The organism is Flavobacteriales bacterium, from assembly GCA_016716605.1.
Lineage (GTDB): Bacteria > Bacteroidota > Bacteroidia > Flavobacteriales_F > PHOS-HE28 > PHOS-HE28.
The window spans coordinates 2,627,669-2,649,556 of record JADJWA010000001.1; the positions used below are offsets into that span (position 1 = coordinate 2,627,669).

At 62.2% G+C, this 21,888-nt stretch carries 15 protein-coding genes; 7 read left to right on the plus strand and 8 right to left on the minus strand.

Annotation, left to right across the window (positions count from 1 at the left end):
* Nucleotides 1-169: 169 nt before the first annotated feature.
* Nucleotides 170-2,215 carry a dihydrofolate reductase gene (locus tag IPM12_10590; protein MBK9148246.1) on the minus strand — a complete coding sequence of 682 codons (2,046 nt, stop codon included), beginning with the start codon at nucleotides 2,213-2,215 and terminating at the stop codon, nucleotides 170-172.
* Nucleotides 2,216-2,323: 108 nt separating this feature from the next.
* The gene (locus IPM12_10595; GenBank protein ID MBK9148247.1) at nucleotides 2,324-4,735 is read right to left on the minus strand and encodes a CotH kinase family protein; all 2,412 of its coding nucleotides are present in this window, start codon (nucleotides 4,733-4,735) and stop codon (nucleotides 2,324-2,326) included.
* Nucleotides 4,736-4,829: 94 nt separating this feature from the next.
* Here IPM12_10595 and IPM12_10600 point away from each other — a divergent pair, with 94 nt between their 5' ends.
* Nucleotides 4,830-5,912, plus strand: coding sequence for an iron-containing alcohol dehydrogenase (locus IPM12_10600; protein MBK9148248.1), 1,083 nt, complete (start codon nucleotides 4,830-4,832; stop codon nucleotides 5,910-5,912).
* 76 nt (nucleotides 5,913-5,988) lie between these two features.
* Here IPM12_10600 and IPM12_10605 read toward each other — a convergent pair whose 3' ends face one another.
* Nucleotides 5,989-6,324: a DHCW motif cupin fold protein gene (locus IPM12_10605; GenBank protein ID MBK9148249.1), complete on the minus strand. Its 336-nt coding sequence runs from the start codon at nucleotides 6,322-6,324 to the stop codon at nucleotides 5,989-5,991.
* 62 nt (nucleotides 6,325-6,386) lie between these two features.
* Here IPM12_10605 and IPM12_10610 point away from each other — a divergent pair, with 62 nt between their 5' ends.
* From IPM12_10610 to IPM12_10630, 5 genes are read left to right on the plus strand one after another with little or no spacing between them, the layout of a single operon-like run.
* Nucleotides 6,387-10,079: a gliding motility-associated C-terminal domain-containing protein gene (locus IPM12_10610; GenBank protein MBK9148250.1), complete on the plus strand. Its 3,693-nt coding sequence runs from the start codon at nucleotides 6,387-6,389 to the stop codon at nucleotides 10,077-10,079.
* Nucleotides 10,080-10,094: 15 nt separating this feature from the next.
* Nucleotides 10,095-10,817 (plus strand): prolipoprotein diacylglyceryl transferase, encoded by a 723-nt coding sequence (locus IPM12_10615; GenBank protein MBK9148251.1) that lies wholly within the window; start codon nucleotides 10,095-10,097, stop codon nucleotides 10,815-10,817.
* Nucleotides 10,818-10,862: 45 nt separating this feature from the next.
* Entirely contained in the window at nucleotides 10,863-12,263 is a 1,401-nt protein-coding gene (locus IPM12_10620) for a radical SAM protein (GenBank protein MBK9148252.1), read from the plus strand.
* Nucleotides 12,263-12,538 (plus strand): hypothetical protein, encoded by a 276-nt coding sequence (locus tag IPM12_10625; GenBank protein MBK9148253.1) that lies wholly within the window; start codon nucleotides 12,263-12,265, stop codon nucleotides 12,536-12,538. The genes IPM12_10620 and IPM12_10625 overlap by 1 nt, the downstream gene beginning before the upstream one ends.
* Nucleotides 12,538-12,843, plus strand: a complete 306-nt coding sequence (locus IPM12_10630; protein ID MBK9148254.1) for a hypothetical protein — start codon at nucleotides 12,538-12,540, stop codon at nucleotides 12,841-12,843. The genes IPM12_10625 and IPM12_10630 overlap by 1 nt, the downstream gene beginning before the upstream one ends.
* Here the strand turns inward: IPM12_10630 and IPM12_10635 are convergent.
* The 5 genes from IPM12_10635 to scpA form a co-directional block, all read right to left on the minus strand.
* Nucleotides 12,840-13,388 carry a hypothetical protein gene (locus IPM12_10635; GenBank protein ID MBK9148255.1) on the minus strand — a complete coding sequence of 183 codons (549 nt, stop codon included), beginning with the start codon at nucleotides 13,386-13,388 and terminating at the stop codon, nucleotides 12,840-12,842. The two genes, IPM12_10630 and IPM12_10635, sit on opposite strands and share 4 nt — an antisense overlap.
* Nucleotides 13,389-13,516: 128 nt before the next feature.
* On the minus strand, nucleotides 13,517-14,827 hold the full coding sequence (locus tag IPM12_10640; GenBank protein ID MBK9148256.1) for a type II toxin-antitoxin system HipA family toxin: 1,311 nt from the start codon (nucleotides 14,825-14,827) through the stop codon (nucleotides 13,517-13,519).
* A complete protein-coding gene (locus IPM12_10645; GenBank protein ID MBK9148257.1) occupies nucleotides 14,821-15,186 on the minus strand; it encodes a helix-turn-helix transcriptional regulator in 366 nt (121 codons plus the stop codon). Before IPM12_10645 ends, IPM12_10640 begins: the two co-directional genes overlap by 7 nt.
* Nucleotides 15,187-15,571: 385 nt before the next feature.
* Nucleotides 15,572-16,990: a T9SS type A sorting domain-containing protein gene (locus IPM12_10650; GenBank protein ID MBK9148258.1), complete on the minus strand. Its 1,419-nt coding sequence runs from the start codon at nucleotides 16,988-16,990 to the stop codon at nucleotides 15,572-15,574.
* Nucleotides 16,991-17,027: 37 nt separating this feature from the next.
* A complete protein-coding gene (gene scpA, locus IPM12_10655; GenBank protein MBK9148259.1) occupies nucleotides 17,028-20,183 on the minus strand; it encodes a methylmalonyl-CoA mutase in 3,156 nt (1,051 codons plus the stop codon).
* A gap of 216 nt (nucleotides 20,184-20,399) precedes the next feature.
* Here scpA and IPM12_10660 point away from each other — a divergent pair, with 216 nt between their 5' ends.
* Nucleotides 20,400-21,785: an MATE family efflux transporter gene (locus IPM12_10660; GenBank protein ID MBK9148260.1), complete on the plus strand. Its 1,386-nt coding sequence runs from the start codon at nucleotides 20,400-20,402 to the stop codon at nucleotides 21,783-21,785.
* The last annotated feature ends 103 nt before the right edge of the window (nucleotides 21,786-21,888 follow it).

A 21,888-nucleotide genomic window follows, 5' to 3' on the forward strand; every position in this document is an offset into this window, starting at 1 on the left:
TGGCATGCAGGGCCAAGGGTACAGGATGGCATGCGCGCCGGACCTATCTCAATTCGAATCGCAAGGACGACCAAGCATGGGCTAACGAGCCGCTCGCTGGTTCCATGCAGTTCGGCCATGCGAAAGGGCGGCCAGCTGGCCGCCCTTTCGTATTCCAAATAGCGCTCGATCAGTTCTCGTCCGGCAAGTGGCTGTATTGCTTGCCGTAGCGCAGCATCTGGCCCAGGAAGTCCTTCGGGTAGCTCACCTTCACATCGGTGATGTTGCCGTCCTTGTCCGTCACGGCTTCCATCTCGGGCTGGATGAAGCCGGCGTAGGGCTTGGTCTTGATCTTCTCTGCGCGGCGCAGCACTTCGGCGTGCAAGGCCTGATCCACCTTCACGCCATAGCCTTCAACCAGCGCTTGGCAGGCCTTGTAATCGCCCTGGCTCTTGATGCGCTGCACCTCGCGCAGCAGCTCGCCGAAGATGCCGCGCAGCTTGTTGTAGTCGCGGATGTCGTAGTAGGTGCCGCCATCGCGGTTCACCTTCACGATCACGCTGTCGGCCTTGCCGCGCTCGTAGGCCCAGGCGCTCACCCACATCCGGTTGCGCATGTGCGCCTCTTCCACATCCTTGCCCGGCTTGATGCGGCGCAATTGCACCAGCAGGCCGTTGCGGATGTAGCTGTCGTATTCGGCGTGGCCCACTTCGAGGCTGGGCATCACGCCCAGTTCCACGAGCTTGGGGTCCATGATGTAGTAGAGGGCCACGAGGTCGGCGCGGCCTTCCTCCAAGGTGCTGGCGTAGCTCTTCAGGGTGGCGTCGGTCTCGCCGATGCCCGGCTCCAATTGGCCGCTGGCATGGCCCACCACCTCGTGCAGGGCGGTGTGCAGCTTGCCGGCCAGCGCGCCGTGCGCCTTGGCCAGGGCGATCTCGGTGGAGTCGTGGCAGAAGACATCCAGGCTGCTGCTGCCGCTGCTCTTGTCGTAGGCATCGCTGATGTTGCCCAGGCTCACGCTCTTGCTGCCGTGGGCGGCGCGGATCCAGTTGGCGTTGGGCAGGTTCACGCCGATGGGCGTGCTCGGTGCGGCATCGCCGGCCTCACCCACGGTGTTGATGAAGCGGTAGGTGATGCCCACCACGTTCTTCTTCTTGTGCTCAGGCAGCAGCGGGCTGTTGTCCTCGAACCACTGCGCGTTCTGCATGATCACGGCCATGTTCCTGGTGGCCTCGGGGTCGTTCACCTCCACGATGGCCTCGTAGCTGCCGCGCTTGCCCATGGGGTCGTTGTACACCTCCACGAAGCCGAGGATGTAATCGACGGTGCTGTTCACGTCCTTCACCCATGCCACGTTGAAGTCGTCCCAGGTCTTGAGGTCGCCGGTGCGGTAGTACTGGATCAGCAGCTCCAGCGCCTTCTTTTGCGCATCGTTCTCGGCCACGCCCACGGCCTTCTCCAGCCACTTCACGCTCTCTTCGAGCGCCGGGCCGTAGAGGCCGCCCACCTTGTACACGCGCTCCTCCAGCTGACCGTTGGCGTTGCGCACCAGCTTGCTGTTGAGTCCGTAGCTCAGGGGTTCATCGCTTTCGATCGACTCCTTCGGTGCGTAGAACGCCTCCACTTCGCCTTGGCTCACATCGTCGCCGTAGAAGTTCACGGCGCTGGCCAGCACCAGGTCCTTGCTGGCATCGAGGCTCACTTTCTTGGCATCGACGGCCGGATTGAAGATGGCCTCCATCGCCTCAGGCGTGAGCGCGCCTTTGCTATCGGCAAGCGCCTTCTCGAACCACGCGCGCGAAAAAGCGGGCTCGTGCTTGTCGTTGCTGTAGTGGTGGTGGATGCCGTTGCTGAAGAAGACCTGCTTGGCGTAGGTCTCGAAGCTCTTCCATTCCGTGCTGTCGCGCGAGCCCGGATAGTTGAGCAGCAGGGCCTCCAGTGCCCGGCGGATGCGCAGGTTGTGGCGGTAGTTCTGGTCCCACATGATGTCGCGGCCAGCGAGTCCGGCCATGTTGAGGTAGTAGCAGAGCTGCTTCTGTTGCAAGCTGAGCTGGTCCCAGCCGGGGATCTGGTAGCGCAGCACGCGGATGTCAGCGAACTCATCGGCCTCATAGAAGCCGGAGTCGTTGGGGGAGACGGTCTCAATGGCGACGGGTTGATCGGCTTTCTCGCCGCCGCATGCATGCAGCAGTGGCAGGGCAACGATCAAGGGAAGGAACAGGCGCGAACGAATCATGGCGAAGGGGTTGGTTCTGAGGTCGGCGAAGATAGCCGGGGGGCTTTGCGCGGCGCGGCGTTGTGGCGGGCCGTGCATGGAGCTGCGCACGGGGCCGTCAGTTTGGCCTCACTGCCGTACGACGCGTGCGAGCTTCCGCCCGCCATCGGCTTCCACAGCAACGAGGTAAACCCCGGCGGGCATGGCGCTCAGGTCGATGCTGGCCCGGTTCACGCCTTCGCCAACGGCCACGCTGCCTTCGAGCACCACGCGTCCGGCGGGATCGGTGACGCGGATGCGGGCGCTGCCTGCTTCAATGGCTTCGAAGCCTAGGCTCACCGTTCCATCGGTGGGATTCGGGAACACGCTCATGCTGCCATCGATCGGACGGAAGTGCGCCACCAAATTGCCATCGATGGGGAAGGAGCGGCGCAGGTACGGATCGGTGGCGCGCGTGCCGTCATCGGCGTAGGTCCAATGGCTGAAGGTGTAGCCATCGGCGGGCACGGCCGTCACATCGATGTCGTTGCCGTTCCAATACCAGCCATCGAAGGGCAGCTCGGGCGTGATGGTGTTGATCTGCAGGGTGCCGCCAGCGGGCGGGAAGGACTCGAAGCGCAGGAGTGCCGCGTTGGGGAAGCCGTACCAGTCGATCACGTGCTGGCGGATGTGCGAGTCGCGGAAGGCGGCGAAGTGGGGGATGATTCCGAAGGCGTGGTCGAGGTAGGCCTGGTGCCAGCATTGCCAGCGGCTGAAGTGATGGTCGATCACCGGCGCGAAGGCGGTGGTGATGCGGTCCACTTCGGCTTGGAAGCGTGCGGGACTGAACACGGTGTTCATCAGGTCGGCCTTGCGGTTGAGGAAGAGGCGCCTGAACTCATCGCGGCCCATCAAGCCGCGCAGCAGCTCGGTGTGAAAGGATCCCGCGCGGTGCGTGAAGGTCCAGTACATCATGTCGATGTCCTCTTCGATCCAGCCGTAGAGCACCATGGTGGCGTCGAGGTCGTACATCAGGTAGCGCCACTTGCCCTGTTCGGCCGAGGACTTCCAGTACTTCACGTTGTTGCTGGGCCAATCCACGTTGCCGGCGATCATCTCCAGCGCGAAGTAGTCCATGAGGCTGTGCAGGTCGAGCTGCGCCTCCACGTGGCTCCAATTGGCCTCATCGTTGAGGTCGGCGGTGCGGATGAATTCGCGCAGCGCCCGTGAGTACGAGGTGTCGCCCTGGATGCTCCAGTTCTCCTCTTCCATGAGCAGCAGACTATCGGCGTCGGCGCCGTAATTGTAGTGCAGGTGGTCGGCGTCGATGCGCTCGCGGACCTCCACCAGCCCCCAGTACTCGCCATTGATGTAGCATTCTGCGGGCCGGAAGCCGAGCGCATCGATGTCGAGCCCGTTGTGGAAGGCGATCTGGTGGAATAGGCCGTCGCGGAAATTCGAGAGGCACCAATCGCCGCCGCTGTTGCGCAGGATCACGCGCTTGAAATCGCGCACCTCAGGGCGCTCCGGGAACAGGGGATAGCGGATGGTCTCGGGCCCGAGCGAGCCGCGCGCCGTGAGCCGCAGCGGACGTTGGGCGTTGGTGCGCGAGCGCCTGCCGCCATGGATGCTCACGCCCACATCCTGCGCGATGCCACGCGTGCCGTTGGCCTCAAAGAACTCGAAGCGGGCGGGCAATTCGCGCTCCGCCCAGTAGTTGGCGCCGTAGTGCGGCCACTCCGGACTGGCGTTGGGGCCGGGCATGTACAGGCCGAACTCCTCATGGAACATGCTATCGGGGTCAACAGCGAGCGCCACGATGGGCAGCCCGCGCCCGCTGCCTACGATGTAGGTGGCCGATGCGGCATCGGAGGGCAGATAGCCTGCTGCGTAGTTGCGCGCTTGCACGGTGGTGGTGCCGCCGATCGAGAGTGTACCCGACGCGATCGGAGAGGATTCATCCGGTGCGCGCCCTGTGGTGCTCCAATGAACGGTTCCGAAGGGCGCGGATGCGCTGGCCGTGGCGCCGTTCGGATAGAAGCCGCCGCTCGGTGAGAGAATAGGAACGGGTGCATAGCCGAGATAGGGCGTGCTGGTATTCGGCGCTCCAGGCGTGGGCGCATCGAAGTAGCGCAGCTCGCCTGCCACGAAGCCTGCGCTATGGTCAGCGCGCAGCCGTGGCACATCGAGCACCTGCACGGGTTGCAGCGCGGCATCGCTGAGCACGATGCGTTCACCGGTTGCGTCGATGCCGAAGGGGAATTGCCAGGGCTGATCCCCGCGTGTGATCAGCGCGTATTCGCCGGGCGCCAGAGCGATCAGCGGCAATGGCCATTGCGCGGGCTGGCTCGGCTTGTCGCTGAGGTAGAAGGTGCTGAGGTCGAGGGGGGCGCTGCCCTCATTCACCAGTTCGATCCAATCCGGGTGCGCATCGCCGGCGCCCACATCGATGCCTTGGTTGTTGGAGCAGACCTCATTGATCCGCAACTGGGCCAAGGCCGGAACCGAGCAGCAGCACAGCGCTAAGAGCAAGGCTCCGTGGAAGGGTGCTCGCTGCGGCATGGCCGCGAAGGTACCGGCACGGCATTGCGGCTTATCACAAGCAATCTCCACACTATTGACACTCCTCGGTTTCCTTTGCGCCCAACGCACCCGCATGAACCTCTTCCGCAATTTCAAGTCGGTCACCAAGACGTGTTACGGCCGCGGCAGCTTCGGCAAGCTCGGCGAGATCCTGGAGCCGCACCGCGACCAGCACCAGGGCTTCTTTGTCTTCCTCATCGATCACTATTTCGAGGGCAAAACCGAATTCATCGCACGCATTCCCAAGCGGGCCGGGGATGAGTTCATCTTCTGCAGCACGGCGAAGGAGCCCAGCACGGAGCAGATCGACGGGCTGCGCGACGACATCCTCGCGCGCCGCGGGCTGCCCGCCGGTGTGATCGGCATCGGCGGCGGCAACGTGATGGACGTGGCCAAGGCGCTCTCGCTCATGTTCACCAACGAGGGCAGCAGCGTGCAATACCAGGGCCTCAACCTGATCAAGAAGCCGGGCATCTACCATTGCGGCGTGCCCACCATCAGCGGCACGGGGGCCGAAGTGAGCATGACCGCCGTGCTCACCGGTCCCGTGAAGAAGCTCGGCCTCAAGTGCGACTGGACCGTGTTCGATCAGATCGTGCTCGACCCGGACCTCATCGCCACCGTGCCCACGGACCAGTGGTTCTACACCGGCATGGATACCTACATCCACAGCGTGGAGGCCATCACCGGCACCAAGAAGAACACGTTCGCTGAAGCGTACAGCGAGAAAAGCCTGGACCTCTGCCGCGAGGTCTTCCTGCGCATGGACCGTCGCGACCCGAAGAGCGATGAATCACTGATGGTGGCCAGCTACATGGGCGGCCTCAGCCTCACCTACAGCGAAGTGGGCGTCTGCCACGCGCTCAGCTATGGCTTGGGCAAGGTGCTGGAGATCCACCACTGCATCGCCAATTGCATCGCATTCGATAAACTGGACGATGTCTATGGCGACTACGTGCAGGAGTTCAAGGGCATGGTGAAGCACAACAAGGTGCACATCCCGCAAGGCCTCGCCAAGGATTGGAGCGAGGATACCATCAGCGCCATGGCCGAAGTGGCCTACAACCTGCCGCACATGTGGGACCACGCCTTCGGCTCCGACTGGCAGCAGGTGCTCGATCGCGAGCGGATCAAGGGGTGGTATAGGAGGATGTGAGTGATGATCAGAAGATCACATGATTGGCCAATCCGATGATGGACGCTCGTTTGACTTTCATCTCTTGATTTTCTGATCAACCTAGGAACTCCCCATCCACCACGATCATCCTCACCGGCCCCTTCGTCCGTGAGCGGTGCGAACTGAGCCCGTCGCTCACGTGGTAGCTCATGCCGGCGGTGAGCACGTTCACGGCGCCGTCCTCGTGCTCGTTGATCAATTCGCCTTCGAGCACGAAGACCAAGTGGCCAAGCTGGCACCAATGGTCGGCGAGGTAATCGGCTGAGTATTCCACCATGCGGATGCGCAGGCCATCGTGCTGTATGCTGCGCATGGTTGCGGTGCCCGTGGTACCCGGCACGGTGGTGACTGGCAATTGCGACCAGTCGATGGCCTCGAAGGGGAGCTTCATGGCCCTGCGAACCTACATCAGCCGCTTTCCCCTAGTTTCGGTCGCCCCCGAACATGCCTATCATGCGCTCATCGCTTGCTTCTTCATTCGCCTTGATGGCTGTTGCCTCTTCCGCGCAATTGGCACCCGTCCGCTGGTCGGCCAGTTTCACCGCAGACCGCTCCTTCATCGAGAACAAGGGCCAGTTCGAGGCCCTTGGCGTTGATCGTGTTGAATACGCGGTCGACGAAGGTGCCGTGCGCATCCTCTTCGCGCCGGAGGCCGTGGGCTTCCATTTGCATGAGAAGGAGAAGAACCATTACCGCAAGCGCGGCGAGCGCGACAAGCCACGTACCATCGTGCGACAGGACCTGGCCGTGATGCGATGGGAGGGAAGCAGCAGCGAGCATCGAGTCGTGAGCGGTATGAAAAGCGACCACCACGGCTACGCCTACCTCAATGGCGATGGCGGGACGAGCGACCGCACAGGTATCGCGGGATATGAAGAGCTCCGGTACGAGCGCTTGTATCCGGGCATCGATGCCGTGTATACCATCCATCCGGAGCGCGGGATCAAGTATGCGCTGCACTTGCGGCCCGCAGCCGATGCTGCGATGATCCGCATGCGCTGGGATGATGCCCATGCCGTACGCATGGGACCCGATGGGGAATTGCACATCGCCACGGATTTCGGTGAGATCGTGGACCACGCGCCGATCGCGCACTATGCCGATGGCGCCAAGGAGCCCATTGAAGTGCGCTTCAGCCTGAAGGGCAATGCTGCCGGATTCGAGCTGGCGCCATACGATGCATCACGGCCCGTCATCATCGACCCGTGGACCGTGACACCGGCATTCCCCAACACCAACCGCATCTGGGACGTGGAGGTGGATGACAACGCCAATGTGTACATCTACGGCGGCGATTCCCCCTTGCGCCTGCGGAAGTACGATCCCAGCGGCGCGCTGCAATGGACCTACACCACGGCATGGGACACGGCGAACTACTGGCTCGGGTCCATGATCGCGCATCCTGGCGGCGATTGCTTCATCACCGCGGGCACCGATCCGCGGATCGCGCGCATCAGCACGGCGGGCAACCAGATCTGGAGCGAGGATGGCGGATTCTTCGACGAGTATTGGCGCATGGCGCTCAACTGCAACGCCACGCAACTCATGCTCGGCGGCACGCGCCTCACGCTCGGTCCTTCGCTCTTCCCGATCGGCTATGGGCGCGCCTTCGAGATTGATATGTCTAACGGCTCCGTGCTGAATTCAACGGATGTCGCAGCGGTCTCGCCGTCCTTCCTCATCAACAATCCGAACGAGATCCGCGCACTGGCCGCCTCCGCCAACGGCAAGTACTACTTCATGACGCTCGATACCATCGGGGCCCTCAATGCGGACCTGGGCATCCCTTACCGGCGCAACAATTCGTATGCCTTCAGCTATTCGGTGGCCGGATATGGCCCCACGAACATGGGCATCAACGGCATCGCGGCCACGGCCAACGAGATCTACACGCAGAATGGCAGCACGGTGCATCGCCGCGACATCCAGACCGGCACCATCATCACCACGGCCACCATACCCGGCGGCAACACCACGAGCCAGCTCGGCGCCAACAGCGCGGAGAATAGCGGACTGGTGCTCGATAGCTGCGGATTCGTTTATGTGGGAAGCGGGAACGCCGTTCACAAGTTCACCCCTGACCTGCAGTTGGTGAGCTCGGTAGCCACGCCCGGCGCAGTGTACGATGTGGCCGTGAACCACAACGGCGAGGTGGTGGCCTGCGGCAACGGTTTCCTCGTGTCCCTCGCCATCGGTTCCTGCGCGCCGCCCCCACGTGAATGCCTCACCTGCCTCGAGCTCACCGGGTCAGGCACCTTTTGCGCTGATGATCCATTCACCACGCTCAGTGCGAGCATTGCGGGTGGCATATGGAGCGGGCCAGGCATCACCGATCCGCTGCTCGGCACGTTCACGCCAGCATCAGCCGGCGCAGGCGTTCATGTGATCACCTACACGCTGCCCGCGCCCGCGCCTTGCGGATCGGACACGCTGCAATTGGTGGTGAGCCCCTGCGCGCCGTTGAGCGTGTGCGTGAACGATGACGGCACGCTCTCCGCAGCGAACGGCGTAGGCCCCTACACATGGCAGCACCAGACCACCACGCAGGATTGCAGCGCATGCATCCTCGCCTGCTTCTTCCCGCCTGGCTGCGCCGTGAACGTGACCGGCTGGACCACCTGGGCCACAGGCACCAGCGCCAGCGCTCCGCCGAATTATCCGATCCAGGTGATCGATGCCACCGGCACGAGCATCATCATCAACTCCGCTGCAGAAGTGCCCGTGTGCTCTCCATGCCCGCCGATCGTTGTGCAGGCGATGGATGTGGTCGATGTGCTCTGCTTCGGCACCAGCACGGGCTCTGCGAGCGTGCAGGCCAGTGGTGGCACAGCACCCTACACGTACAATTGGTCGCCTGGCGGAGCGACCGGCTCAAGCGTGACCGGTCTTGCTGCGGGCAGCTACACGGTAACGGCCACCGACGCTGATGGCTGCACGGGCGCGGCGGTGGTGCAGGTGAACCAACCGTCATCCGCGGTTTCGGTCTCGATCACGGGCACCACGCCGGTGAGCTGCAATGGCAACGATGGAACGGCCACGGCCAGCGCTAGTGGCGGCACCGGAGCACTGAGCTACAGTTGGTCGCCGAGCGGCGGAAATGTTGCAACGGCTTCAGGGCTTGCGGCAGGCAGCTACACGGTATCGGTAACTGACGCGAATGGCTGCGCGGAGCAAGCCACCGCGCAAGTCACGCAGACGGCAGGCCCTGCGCTCGCGACCGTGGCCGTGACGCCATCGAATTGCGACGCGCCCACCGGGACCATCACCATTACGGCAGCCGGCAATGGCCTGCAATACAGCATCGACGGTGGGAGCACGTATCAAGCGGCCAGTGTGTTCACCAGCCTTGCCGCAGGCACCTACACCGTGGTGGTGCTTGATGCCAATGGATGCACCGCCACGGCAACTGCCACGATCACGCCACCCGCGTCTCCGTTGCCGGTGATCACCGGCCCGCAATGGGCCTGCGCGGGCGATACGATCGTCCTCAGCACCACGGAGCCTTTCGTATCCTACGCGTGGCAGCCCGGCGGGAGTGCGGCCACCCAATCGGTCACCGCCAGCGGGAACTACACGGTGACCGTAACAGACGCGAATGGCTGCACCGGCACTTCGGCGCCTTACGCGGTGCAGTTCGAGGATCCGCAATCCGCTTTCACCGCCGATCCGCCCTCGCCGCAATTGCCGGGCACCGAAGTGGCGTTCAACGACGCCTCGAGTGGCGGCGGAGGCACAATCACTTCGTGGTGGTGGAGCCTCGGTATGATGGGCGCCATAGGCAGCGGGCAATCCGCTTCTTGGATGTATGACGATCCGGGCGTGTACACCATCCTCTGGGTGATCGCCACGGCGAACGGCTGCACGGACACCATCTCGGCTGAGTACGTCATCCGCCCGGTCGATATCGAGATCCCCAACGTCATCAGCCCGAATGGCGATGGCATGAACGACTTCTTCGTGATCCCCGACATCGAGTTCTTCGGCAACGAGCTGGCGATCTTCAACCGTTGGGGCACAGTGGTCCTCGAGACGCGCGATTACCGCAACACCTGGCGCGGCGCCGATCAGCCCGATGGCACCTACTACTACGTGCTGAGGCTCGATGACGGGCGTGAGTTCACTGGGCACCTGACGCTCTTGCGCTAGCCGTCCATCGCGTCCATGCACCATTTCCTCCACCTGCTCTTCGAGGTGGGCGCCTTCGCCAGCGGCTACGCCTACTTCGCCAAGCTGCGGGCGCAGCAGGGCGATGCCGTCGTGGAGGACAAGCGCGTGTGGGTGATCATCGGAGCGGCGGCAGGAGCCTTGGTCGGTTCTCGGCTGCTCGGAGCGCTTGAAGATCCGGCTGTGCTCCGATTGGATTGGCGCTCGCTATTCGCGGCCTTCAACAACCGCACGGTCGTTGGTGGTTTGCTCGGCGGCCTCATCGGTGTGGAGCTCACCAAGAAGATCATCGGTGTACGCTCCAGCACCGGCGACCTCTTCACCTACCCCTTGATCCTGGGCATGATGGTGGGCCGCATCGGCTGCCTGCTCGGCGGTTTGGAGGACAATACCTACGGCGTCGCTACTGCGCTGCCCTGGGGCATCGACCTCGGTGATGGGGTGCGAAGGCATCCGACGAATCTGTACGAGATCGCCTGGCTTGGCCTCACGTGGCTTGCCCTGATCGGCATCGAGCGGCGCTTCACCTTGGTGAACGGTGGGCGCTTCAAGCTATTCATGGTGCTGTACCTGCTGTTCCGGCTCGCGGTGGAATCCATTAAGCCGCAGCCGATCGTTTGGCTAGGCCTGACTGCAATCCAATGCGCCTGCATGGCCGGGTTGGCTTATTACTTCCGCGTGTGGTCGACGCCGCGTTCGCTCATTGCACGTTCTGGCTAACTATGGAGCGCCATCATCCGTGTCGATCCGTGGCAAATTCAACCCATGCCTGAGCGCCCTTACACCTACTACGACTTCACGCTGAGCCTGTGCCCTGCGTGCCTGCGCCGCATCGATGCCAAGATCGTCTTCGAGGACGAGCGCGTGTTCATGCTGAAGCGCTGCCCGGAGCATGGTGCGCAGAAGGTGCTCATCGCCACCGACGTGGAGTACTACAAGCGATGCCGCCATTACCTGAAGCCCGGCGAGATGGTGCGCACCTTCAACACGAAGACCCATTTCGGATGCCCGTACGATTGCGGCATCTGCCCCGATCACGAGCAGCACGGCTGTCTCACCTTGATCGAGGTCACGGACCGTTGCAATCTGCAGTGTCCGATCTGCTACGCGAGCAGCGGGCCGATGCACGGCCAGCATCGCAGCTTGGTGGAAGTGGAGCGCATGCTCGACGCCTGCGTGCGCAACGAGGGAGAGCCTGATGTGGTGCAGCTGAGCGGCGGAGAGCCCACGGTGCATCCGCAGTTCTTCGAGATCCTCGATGCCTCCAAGCGCAGGCCCATCCGCCACCTGATGGTGAACACCAACGGCATCCGCATCGCCAAGGACAGGGCCTTCGCGGAGCGGCTCTCCTCGTACATGCCCGACTTCGAGCTCTACCTGCAGTTCGATTCGTTCCGTCCCGATGTGCTGAAGCGCTTGCGCGGTGAGGACCTCTCCGCCATGCGGATGAAGGCGCTGGAGCACTTGAGCGAATTCAATCTGAGCACCACGCTCGTGGTCACGGTGGAGAAGGGCGTGAATGATGATGAGATCGGTGCCATCATCGACTTCGCGCTGAAGCAGCCCTGCGTGCGCGGCGTTACCTTCCAGCCCGTGCAGGCCGCCGGACGCACGGAGCACTACGATCCCGCCACCGACCGCATCACCCTCACCGAGGTCCGCCAGGCCATCCTCGATCAGAGCCCGCTCTTCACCCCAGAGGACATCGTGCCCGTGCCCTGCAACCCCGATGCGCTGGCCATGGGCTATGCCCTGAAGCTGAATGGCGAGGTGTTCCCGCTCACGCGCATGATCGATCCGGACGACCTGCTGAACAACAGCCGCAACACCATCGTGTATGAGCAGGACGCGCGGCTGAAGGAGCACATGGTGAAGCTATTCAGCACGGGCACCCCCAGCGACAAGGCGCACGAAACGTTGCACCGGATCATGTGCTGCCTGCCCGGCATCGATGCGCCCGAGCTGAGGTACGAGAACCTCTTCCGCATCATCATCATGCGCTTCATCGACGCGTACGACTTCGACGTGCGGGCCATCAAGCGCAGCTGCGTGCACATCATCGACCCGCGCACCATGCACGCGATCCCCTTTGAGACCATGAACCTTTTCTACCGCGGAGAGGCGCAGCGGAAGCGGTTATCGGAATTACAGCGAACCTCTGTCTGATGAGAGATCCGTTGATCCTCAATCTGTGGCTGATGCTGGCGTACTCGCTGCTCTTCATCTTCGTTTCGGGATCCGCCGGCGATGTGGGCATCGAATTGCATTGGGCGGTCATCATCGCTCATGCGGCCGGCTTGATGGTCTTCGGGATCGCGCGCTTCTTCAAGGGCGATCACCAGCGCAATGCCTGGAAATACATACTCGCCTCCATCCTTGTGGCCATCATCGGCCACGGCCTGTGCTTCTTCAACGGCCTCGTCAACTTCAATGCGCACTGATGAACCTCAAGCTCCACCGCAACAACCTCTTGCTCCTGCTCGGCTATGCGCTGCTCATCGAGCTGATCGGCCTGGTCAATGGCCGCGATGCCGCCATGATCGTGCTCATCTTCATGATGATCGCCGTGGCGGCTCACTTCGGCGGGCTCTTGCTGGGCGCGCTCATCATCCTGCTGAACGGCGAAGCCCCGAAGGCCGGTCAATGGGCCCTGAGCGCGTTGCTGGTGGGCGTGATCGGCTTCGGCCTATGTTGGGGCGGCGCTTCGGTGGCCGAGGGCATCAACGGCTCGGCAAGCTTCCATTAGGGCTGATCGAACGCTACCCGCTTGAAGCGGTAGCTGAAGCCGCGCGATGCTCCATCCTTGCCCTGGCCGCTCACGCGCGCGATCCATTCGCCATTGGCTTGAAAGGCGTACACGATGCGCTGCGGGAAATCGTGCGCCGGGTTCTCGAACACCATGCTATCGCCAGCGCATGCGGTGAGCGCGAAGCGCACGGTGCCGCCATCGTTCTGCGAGGGCACGCGCACGTTGTAGCTCACAGCACCGGTGCTGTCGTCCGGTGCCAGCCAGATGTGCTCGATGAAGACCGTGTCATTCTCTACCATCACGAAGCCGAGGCCGGAGCAGAATGCATCATCGGTGCGACGCCAGATCTCATGCACCAGCGCGCCTGGCTCACTCACGGAATCAGTCCACGCGCCCATGAGCTTCAGCACCAGATCGCCGAAGCGTATGCTCATGCTGTCCGTTCGCGGCTTGTCCGGTGCTTCATCGCTGTCAGGAGAAGGGGATGTGCCGCACGCCGCCCAGAGCAGTGCGAATAGCGCGAGCGGAAGTAGATGCCTCATGCGGCTAAGCTATCGACATGCTTTCGATGGAGCGGATGCGCATGGCGAAGAGCGGCACGAGGTCCGTTCACGGCACGGCAGGCGTCGCTCAACCGCCCCATGTGGTTGTTCCGGCTGGGCCGCACCCGTCAGATTCGGATCAAGTGCAACTTCCCGATCGCCTCCACCTGCTTCGCGTTCACCTCCGCCTTCTTGGCAAACGTCTTCCAGGTCTTCACGCCCGCCTTCACCTCATCGATGATCGCCTCGGCCTTCTTGATGTTCATATCCTTGGCCACTGCCAACAGATCCGCACGCGTTATGCCCAGCCGCTTTCCGTTGATGCTCATCTGGTGCTGCTTCAGCCAGATGCTGCCGGGGTTGTAGGCAAAGGTCACGTCGTAGGCGGGCGCGAGGTGCCACTCGCCCTGCGGGTCCATCAGGAAGGAGATGTTCTTCGTGTGGTCGTCGTGGTTGCGCGCGATGGCGTTGAAGCACATGCGGCGGAACAGTTGCGCGGCGGCGGGGTAGGGCAGTCCCAGCTGGCGCATCACACCGAAGGCAACCTCGTAGCTGTGCGCCAGCGGATCATTGTAGTCCATGTGCGCGATGCCGCAGAGCGTGGCCATGTGCAGCTTGTGAATGGTGCCCTTGGCATCGAGCACGCGGTCGAAACGCTGCGTGAGGAAGTGCGCACGACCGTGCTCCTCCAGCAACCGACACGGCATCATCTCCACGCCGCATGCGACGGCCATCAAGTGGTAGGCGTACTCGATCCGGCCGAAGCCCACGGGGTCGCGCAAGGCATCGGCCGTCACACCATCGAACTTGATCAGACAATATGTGAAGCCTTCCAGCCCTTCCACCTGACCGCTGCGCACTTCGCCGGTCTTCGCGTTGAACGCCACGATCGCCTTGGCCCGCGCGCCACCCGCCGAGGTGCCAACGCGGATGATGTCCAACAGCGCCTCCTCTTTGCCTTTCGACTTCCGCGTCACGAATTGCTTGCGCGTATCCAGCACCTGCCCTGCCATGTTCACGAGTTCCTCCACTTCCAACGATTCGCCCGGTGCCTCCAGCTCGTGGTGTGCCGGCTCGAATTCCAACGCGCCCATGCCGCGCACGCCGGTATAGCACAGCCGCTCCACGGGGTTCGCCGTGCCCGGCTGCCGGCCCTGGCTCGTCAGCCATGCGTTCATCAACTGATCGCCGAAACGATCGGGCAGGCTGTCCGCCAACAGGCCCGGCAGCCCGCGGAAGGTCTCGTCGCGCAGATTCCCGAAGGCGAAGACGTGTTCGCCGCCGTTCGCATCGCGCAGCGGCATCATCAGCGGAGCCACATCAAGCCGGCCGCGTGCGAACGTGCGGTCGTACTGGAACTCCGCGCGGTGTTCGCGGTCGTTCCACACCACCAGGCCCACGGGCTTGCCCCACAGCTTTACTGTCGCGTGGGTTACCATGTGCTCTTCGGTTTGGGCGGCGTCACATCCGGCTGCTTGCGCCCCGCGCGCTTGCGCTGCTTCTTCAGGTACTTCTCTTGCGCCTCCACCAGCATGTAGGGCGTGGGCTGCGGCTCCTGGTGGAAGGCATCGAGCAGCTCCAGGCGATCCATGGCGCGCAGCACCTGCACAAGGGTTTGCAGCGTGGCGGCGCGACCGGCCTCCAGCTTCACCACGGTGGTGCGGTCCAAGCCCGCGCGCTCGGCCACCTCGGCCTGGCTCTGGTTGCGTTCCAGCCGCATGCGCCGCAACTCTTTCCCCAGTTGCGCCACCACAGCGGCATCGTTCATGACCTTCAAGTTGATGTTGCTTGCAGCCATCGTAAATGGTGTTTCAGTTCAATAACGCGGCTTTCACCCCACAATTGTACGTCTTTTCTCCGATTCTGTTGCATCCCAATGATGTCCATGAGCATCATATAGGCAAAAAGTTGCTAACAGTGATGCTAGTAAGAAACACTAAGTATGAGACAATCAGACGATTAGAAGATCAGAGAATGGAATGCCTGGCGGGCGGGGAGGGTCCGGTCATTGTCTGATTTTCTGATCCCCTCATTATCTGATTGGTCTTTGGGCGTGCCCCCTCGCAAAGCCTCGGGTCCGGCTTTCCCCTCCAAGTCCGCACTCGTCGTTCCTCCTCGCTTGCGGGCTTTCCGGTCCAATCCGTCACGCGAAATGCGAGAGCCTACTCACGAGCTGGTAAGGTTCATTGCTTGATGAACCTGCCTTGAACTTTGCGTTCACCGAAGTGGATGGATAGGAGGTAGACCCCCTGACTAAGACTTGCGACATCGATTGCGATGGACGTGCCGGAAGCGGTGCTCGTATTGACCACCTGACCGAGCGCATCAGTTATGGAGATCTGCGAAGTGCCGAAGGATCGAGCCCATTGCAGGTTGAGCAGGTCCGTTACCGGGTTGGGGTAAAGGATGATCCCCGCATCCACCAATTCGTCTATCCCGACAGCTACCGTCAGTAGTACAACCTCGCTCGTGTTGTGGCACGAACTCCCTAGGGCAGTGACAATGCAACGATACTGGTAATTGCTCCACCAGTTCTGGCAGTTGGCAACGGATAGAGTATCCGTGTTCACGCCTGAGTACGGTCCAGCATCGAATAGGTCTTGCCAACCTAATCCGGCGTTCTGCTGCCATTGTTTGATGCTCCCTGGCTCTGTCGCTATGATGAATAGCGCCGTGCCGTTCTGGTACACCATGGCATCCTGCGGTTGTGGATCGATCAGGCAAGAAGCGGGCGCCACGTAGTAGGGGTCCTTGATGATCAGCGTGTGTGCCTGTCTGTTCTGGCATCCAAAGCTCGGATCATTGTTTCGCCGCCACACATTCTGCCACTTCCCTGCAGGACCACCATAGTAGGGGAATGTGAACGTGGAGACCGGACCGACCAAGGGTATAGGATTTCCAAAACCAGTGACCCAGACGGTATCAGCGCCGGGTGGCCCGAGCGGTTTGAAGGTTGCCACTGCTCCGCCAGGTTGATAGTCGAGCACGTACTCGAAGTCAGCGGAACAAGTGTCATAGCTACTGGCCGGATCTTGTTCGTACGGTATCGTGCGGTAGTACGCCCGGCGGAATACAGTCCCATTGATCGAATCGTGTGAGGTATAGCGCAGCCGAGCCATGGTCAATGCGTGCTCCCAACCGGTCAGGTTGAACCAGTTACCTGGTGAGAAGTTCTGTGCGCCCATGCAATCGATATGGCGCCACATGCCTGTGCAGCCGACGGCTTCATCAAAGACCTCGACGTAATCTGACCCGTTATACGTGAACTGCGAATCGGTCATGTACGGCTCGCACACCAAATCAAGGGGGCGCGATACGGACATCCACTCCTCATGGAAGCTATGGCACTGATCCACGGTATCCAGCGCATGCAAAGTCACGTGGAAGGTTCCGGCTTCGATGAAGACATGCACCGGGTCGCTCTCGTAGGATGTGGAGCCGTCGCCGAAATTCCAGTAGTAGTGGGCATTGCTCACCGATGACTGGTTCGTGAACGTTACAGTATCCCAGTTCGCTACGTGGCTGAAGCTGGCCGTGCATTGTGAGTATCCCGCTTCCATGGAAAGGACGGCGACGGATAGAAGAATGGAACGATGGACCATGGGCAATGTGTTTCGGAACCAGCAGAAAGGTAAGCGTTCACCTTGCCATCAACGCCTCAATGATCCCCTTCGCCGCCACCGGTATCCGCGTCCCCGGCCCGTACACATCAAAACAGCCGGCATGCTTCAGGAGATCGTAGTCGTTCGGCGGGATCACGCCACCGGCCACCACCAGGATGTCGGGCCGCTTGTAGGTCTCGCGCAGTTCCTTGATCACCTCGGGCACCAGGGTCTTGTGACCACCGGCGAGGCTGCTGATGCCCAGTACGTGCACGTCGTTCTCGATGGCCTGCTTGGCCACTTCCTGCGGTGTCTGGAACAGCGGGCCGATGTCCACGTCGAAGCCGATATCGGCGAAGCTGGTGGCGATCACCTTGGCGCCGCGGTCGTGTCCGTCCTGGCCCATCTTGGCCACAAGGATGCGCGGGCGACGGCCTTCCGCTTTCGCGAATTCATCGGCGAGGCGCATGGCCTCCTTCATCTCGGGATCCTGCATGCTTTCCGCTGAGTAAACACCGCTGATGCTGCGGATGGTGGCGCTGTATCGGCCGAATGCTTTTTCGAGGGCGTCGCTGATCTCTCCCAGCGTAGCGCGGTGCCTTGCGGCGATGACGGCGAGTTCGAGGAGGTTGTCGTGAAATTCGGGTCTATGGTCCGAGGTCGTTGGTCTATGGCCTGAACCGGATCCGGTTTCAGGCCATAGACCAGAGACCATAGACCTCGTACCCTTCGCCGCTTCGCTCAACGCATCCAAAGCTTCCTTCACCTTGCCCTCGTCCCGCGCCGCCTTCATCGCCTTCAACCTCGCGATCTGTGACTCCCGCACCGCGCTGTTGTCCACCTCCAGCAATTCCATCTTCGTCTCATCCTCGGTCACAAAAGCGTTCACGCCGATGATCTTGTCCTTGCCGGTGTCGATGCGCGCCTGGCGTTTCGCGGCGGCTTCCTCGATGCGCATCTTCGGCAGACCGGTCTCGATGGCCTTGCTCATGCCGCCGAGCTCCTCCACCTCCTTGATGCGCGCCCAAGCCTTGTGGACCAGTTCGTGCGTGAGGCTTTCCATGTAGTAGCTGCCACCGAGCGGATCGATCCACTTGGTGATGCCGCTGTTCTTCTGCAGGTAGAGTTGCGTGTCGCGGGCGATCTTGGCGCTGAAGTCGGTGGGCAACGCGATGGCTTCGTCCAGCGAGTTGGTGTGTAGCGATTGTGTTCCACCGAGGACGGCCGCCAGGGCTTCCACCGTGGTGCGCGCGATGTTGTTGAAGGGATCCTGCGCGGTGAGGCTCCAGCCGCTGGTCTGGCAATGCGTGCGCAGTGCGAGGCTCTTCGCATTGGTGGCGCCCACCTCCTTGAGCATCTTCGCCCAGAGCATCCGTGCGGCGCGCATCTTGGCCACTTCCATGAAGAGGTCCATACCGATGCCCCAGAAGAAGCTGAGGCGACCGGCGAACTCGTCCACCTTCATGCCCGCTGCGATGCCGGTGCGCACGTACTCTATGCCGTCGGCCAATGTGTAGGCGAGCTCCAGATCCGCAGGCGCACCCGCCTCGTGCATGTGGTAGCCGCTGATGCTGATGCTGTTGAACTTGGGCATCTTCTTCGCGCAATAGCTGAAGATGTCGCCCACGATGCGCATGCTGGGCCCGGGCGGATAGATGTAGGTGTTGCGCACCATGAACTCCTTGAGGATGTCGTTCTGGATGGTGCCTTGCAGATCCTCCGGTTTCACGCCCTGCTCTTCTGCTGCAACGATGAAGAAGGCCATGATGGGCAGCACGGCGCCGTTCATGGTCATGCTCACGCTCATCTTGTCCAGCGGGATGCTGTCGAAGAGGATCTTCATGTCCTCCACGCTGCTGATGGCCACACCGGCCTTGCCCACGTCGCCTTTCACGCGCGGGTGATCGCTGTCGTAGCCGCGGTGCGTGGCCAGGTCGAAGGCTACGCTCAATCCCATCTGCCCAGCGGCGAGGTTGCGACGGTAGAAGGCGTTGCTCGCTTCCGCTGTGCTGAAGCCGGCGTACTGGCGGATGGTCCACGGGCGGATGGCGTACATGCTGCCGTAGGGCCCGCGCAGGTAGGGCGGGATGCCGGCAGCGTAGTGCAGGTGCTCGAGTTCCTTTGTGTCCTCCGCGGTGTAGAAGGATTTGAGAGGGATCTCTTCGCGGTTGGAAAGGTTTGGTATTGGAGGAGATGGAGGTAAGGAAAGAGAGGGAAGCAAGCCTCCCTTACCCCCATCGCTTTCTTCACCTCCATTACCCAATTCTGCCACGAGCACATCCGTCAGCTTTTCCACGGTGTACGAGCCCCCGATCGGATCCGCCACACGCCCGAGGAAGCTCTCGTCGCGGAGCAGGTTGTGGATGTTGCGCACGATTCGACGGGCGAGCACATCGCCTTCGGGCAGGTCAGGAGCGGGGATGGTGAGCCCGTCGCAGCCGCCGGTGATGGCCGAGACAGCTTGCAACGTGGCGCGGATCAGGTTTTCGTGAGCTGAATTCGTCTTGGCGGGGTAGGAGACGATGGCCTGGATCCATGTGTTGTGCGAGCAATCGTGCTCCGGCTTGAATTCATCCACCACGGCGGCCCAAGCTTCACGGAAGGCGCGCAGGCGGGCCACTTCGTGGAACAGGTCGTCGCTGAGATGCAGGCGGAACTGGAGACGGGCAGAGGCGTCATCGATGGCGAAGCCTTGGCCTAGAAGGCGCTGCAGGAGTATCCGGCCTTGCTCAAGCGCGTCCTGTGTGTTCCGCGAAGCGCCATCGCTCACGCTGAAAAGGCGGACCCTAGGATGTTTAGCGATGCGGTCCTTCAGTGCGCTCACATCAGCATCGTGCGGCAGGCCCAGACAAAAACTCACTTCCTCGGCGGGTGTGTTCTGGTCTTGGTGCAGGGCAAGGAGTTGCTCCAGCAGGACCGCATCGCCATCTACGGCCAGGTCGATCGCGCCCACCCACACATCCTTCAGCATCGCACTCAGGTCAGAAGGCTTGCCGTAGATCTCCAGCGCATCGCTTCCGCCCATGAGGGCTTCCAGCGCCAGCTGGTTGGCTTCTAATGCACTGGCATCAATGGCCACGGTCGCACGCCAGGGATTGCCGGTGCGTTTCACGCCACGTCGGCGTACCCCGTTCGGTTGGCCATCGGCCAGCATACGAAATGGCCACAGGTCAGCGCCATCGACCTTCACCATCAAGGAGGAGGGGTCCTTGTCCTTGAGTTCTTTCTTGATCACGGCCTCCCATTGCTCGCGCGTGGCGGGGGGGAAGGCGCCGAAGAGTTTCTGGCTGGCCATCGCTGCGAAGATCGTTGCGTGGCTGACTTGCAGGCCTTTTGGTTCTTGATGCTCCTCATTCGCATCTTGCCCGCCGGGCAACGGCGGCTTTACCGTCTTCGTCCTCCGCCTTCCATGCGCCGCTTGTACAAGATCATCCTCGAGGCCCTCGACGGCGAGGAGCGCGACTATACGACCATGGGCGTGCGCCGCGCCATCGTGCTGCTCAGCATCCCCATGATCATGGAAATGGGCATGGAGGCGCTCTTCGCATTGGTCGATACCTTCTTCGTGAGCAAGCTCGGCGATGCGGCAACAGCCACGGTCGGCCTCACAGAGACGCTCATGGTTCCGGTGTATTCCATCGCCTGGGGCCTCGGCATGGGCATCACGGCCGTGGTCGCGCGGCGCACGGGCGAAAAGAACAAGGAGGGCGCTCGTGTCTCAGCGGGGCAGAGCCTGTTCATCGCGCTGGTGATCGGCGTTGCGCTGGCCGTGCCATCGTCGGTTTTCGCGCCGGAGCTGCTGCGCCTGATGGGGGCCGCCCCGGAGGTGATGGAGAGCGCGGTGCCGTATGCGCGCCTGATGCTGGCGAGCAACCTGATCGTCACGCTGCTCTTCGCGATGAACGCCGTGTTCCGCGGCGCGGGCAATGCGGGCATCGCTCTGCGCACGCTGGTCATCGCCAACGGCATCAATTGCATCCTCGACCCGTTGTTCATCTTCGGAATCGGCCCGTTCCCAGAGCTGGGCGTGCAGGGCGCGGCTATTGCCACCACCATCGGCCGAGGCATTGGTGTGGCCTATCTGCTATGGAATCTGTTCAAGGTTGGCGGTTCGTTCGCAGTGGTGCTGCCCGATTTGCGGCCCGTTGCGGCAGTGCTGGGCAACATCATCAAAGTGTCCATCGGCGGCATCGGGCAATTCCTCATCGCGAGTGCGAGCTGGATCTTCCTTGTGCGAATCGTGGCCGATTTCGGGACGGCCGCAGTGAGCGGCTATACGGTGGCCGTGCGCATCATCATCGTCGCGTTGCTGCCAGCCTGGGGCATGGCCAATGCCGCTGCCACCTTGGTGGGACAGAACCTCGGAGCAGAGCAACCCGATCGCGCGCAGCGCAGCGTGTGGCTCTGCGGGCACTACAATATGGTGTTCATGGTGCTGGTCACCTTGTTCTTCTGGATCGGCGCACCGTGGATCGTCTCCTTCTTCGCGCAGAGCGCGGAAGCCGATTCCACGGCGATCACGGCCCTGCGCATCGTGAGTTGCGGCTACTTCTTCTACGGCTACGGCATGGTGCTCGCGCAGGCCTTCAACGGCGCCGGCGACAGCCTGACGCCCACCTGGCTCAATGCCGTTTGCTTCTGGGCCATCGAGATCCCATTGGCCTACCTGCTCGCCATCACCGCAGGGTTGGGACCTGCGGGCGTTTTCGCCTCCGTGGCCATCAGTGAGAGCATCCTCGCGGTGCTCAGCGGCATTCTCTTCCAGCGCGGCAGGTGGAGGTTGGCGAAAGTGTAAGTGTTGCCGGTTGCGCTGGGTGCGCGGGCTGAAGGTTGGGCCATCTTCCAAGTGGACGGCTGAGCCTGGCCAATCGCAAATGCCATATCCAAGTGGTGCTGAT

Excerpts from the sequence above, each read along its gene's own strand:
- IPM12_10590 (MBK9148246.1), bottom strand. The coding sequence starts at position 2,215 with ATGATTCGTTCGCGCCTGTTCCTTCCCTTGATCGTTGCCCTGCCACTG.
- IPM12_10595 (MBK9148247.1), bottom strand. The coding sequence starts at position 4,735 with ATGCCGCAGCGAGCACCCTTCCACGGAGCCTTGCTCTTAGCGCTGTGC.
- IPM12_10600 (MBK9148248.1), top strand. The coding sequence starts at position 4,830 with ATGAACCTCTTCCGCAATTTCAAGTCGGTCACCAAGACGTGTTACGGC.
- IPM12_10605 (MBK9148249.1), bottom strand. The coding sequence starts at position 6,324 with ATGAAGCTCCCCTTCGAGGCCATCGACTGGTCGCAATTGCCAGTCACC.
- IPM12_10610 (MBK9148250.1), top strand. The coding sequence starts at position 6,387 with ATGCGCTCATCGCTTGCTTCTTCATTCGCCTTGATGGCTGTTGCCTCT.
- IPM12_10615 (MBK9148251.1), top strand. The coding sequence starts at position 10,095 with ATGCACCATTTCCTCCACCTGCTCTTCGAGGTGGGCGCCTTCGCCAGC.
- IPM12_10620 (MBK9148252.1), top strand. The coding sequence starts at position 10,863 with ATGCCTGAGCGCCCTTACACCTACTACGACTTCACGCTGAGCCTGTGC.
- IPM12_10625 (MBK9148253.1), top strand. The coding sequence starts at position 12,263 with ATGAGAGATCCGTTGATCCTCAATCTGTGGCTGATGCTGGCGTACTCG.
- IPM12_10630 (MBK9148254.1), top strand. The coding sequence starts at position 12,538 with ATGAACCTCAAGCTCCACCGCAACAACCTCTTGCTCCTGCTCGGCTAT.
- IPM12_10635 (MBK9148255.1), bottom strand. The coding sequence starts at position 13,388 with ATGAGGCATCTACTTCCGCTCGCGCTATTCGCACTGCTCTGGGCGGCG.
- IPM12_10640 (MBK9148256.1), bottom strand. The coding sequence starts at position 14,827 with ATGGTAACCCACGCGACAGTAAAGCTGTGGGGCAAGCCCGTGGGCCTG.
- IPM12_10645 (MBK9148257.1), bottom strand. The coding sequence starts at position 15,186 with ATGGCTGCAAGCAACATCAACTTGAAGGTCATGAACGATGCCGCTGTG.
- IPM12_10650 (MBK9148258.1), bottom strand. The coding sequence starts at position 16,990 with ATGGTCCATCGTTCCATTCTTCTATCCGTCGCCGTCCTTTCCATGGAA.
- scpA (MBK9148259.1), bottom strand. The coding sequence starts at position 20,183 with ATGGTGAAGGTCGATGGCGCTGACCTGTGGCCATTTCGTATGCTGGCC.
- IPM12_10660 (MBK9148260.1), top strand. The coding sequence starts at position 20,400 with ATGCGCCGCTTGTACAAGATCATCCTCGAGGCCCTCGACGGCGAGGAG.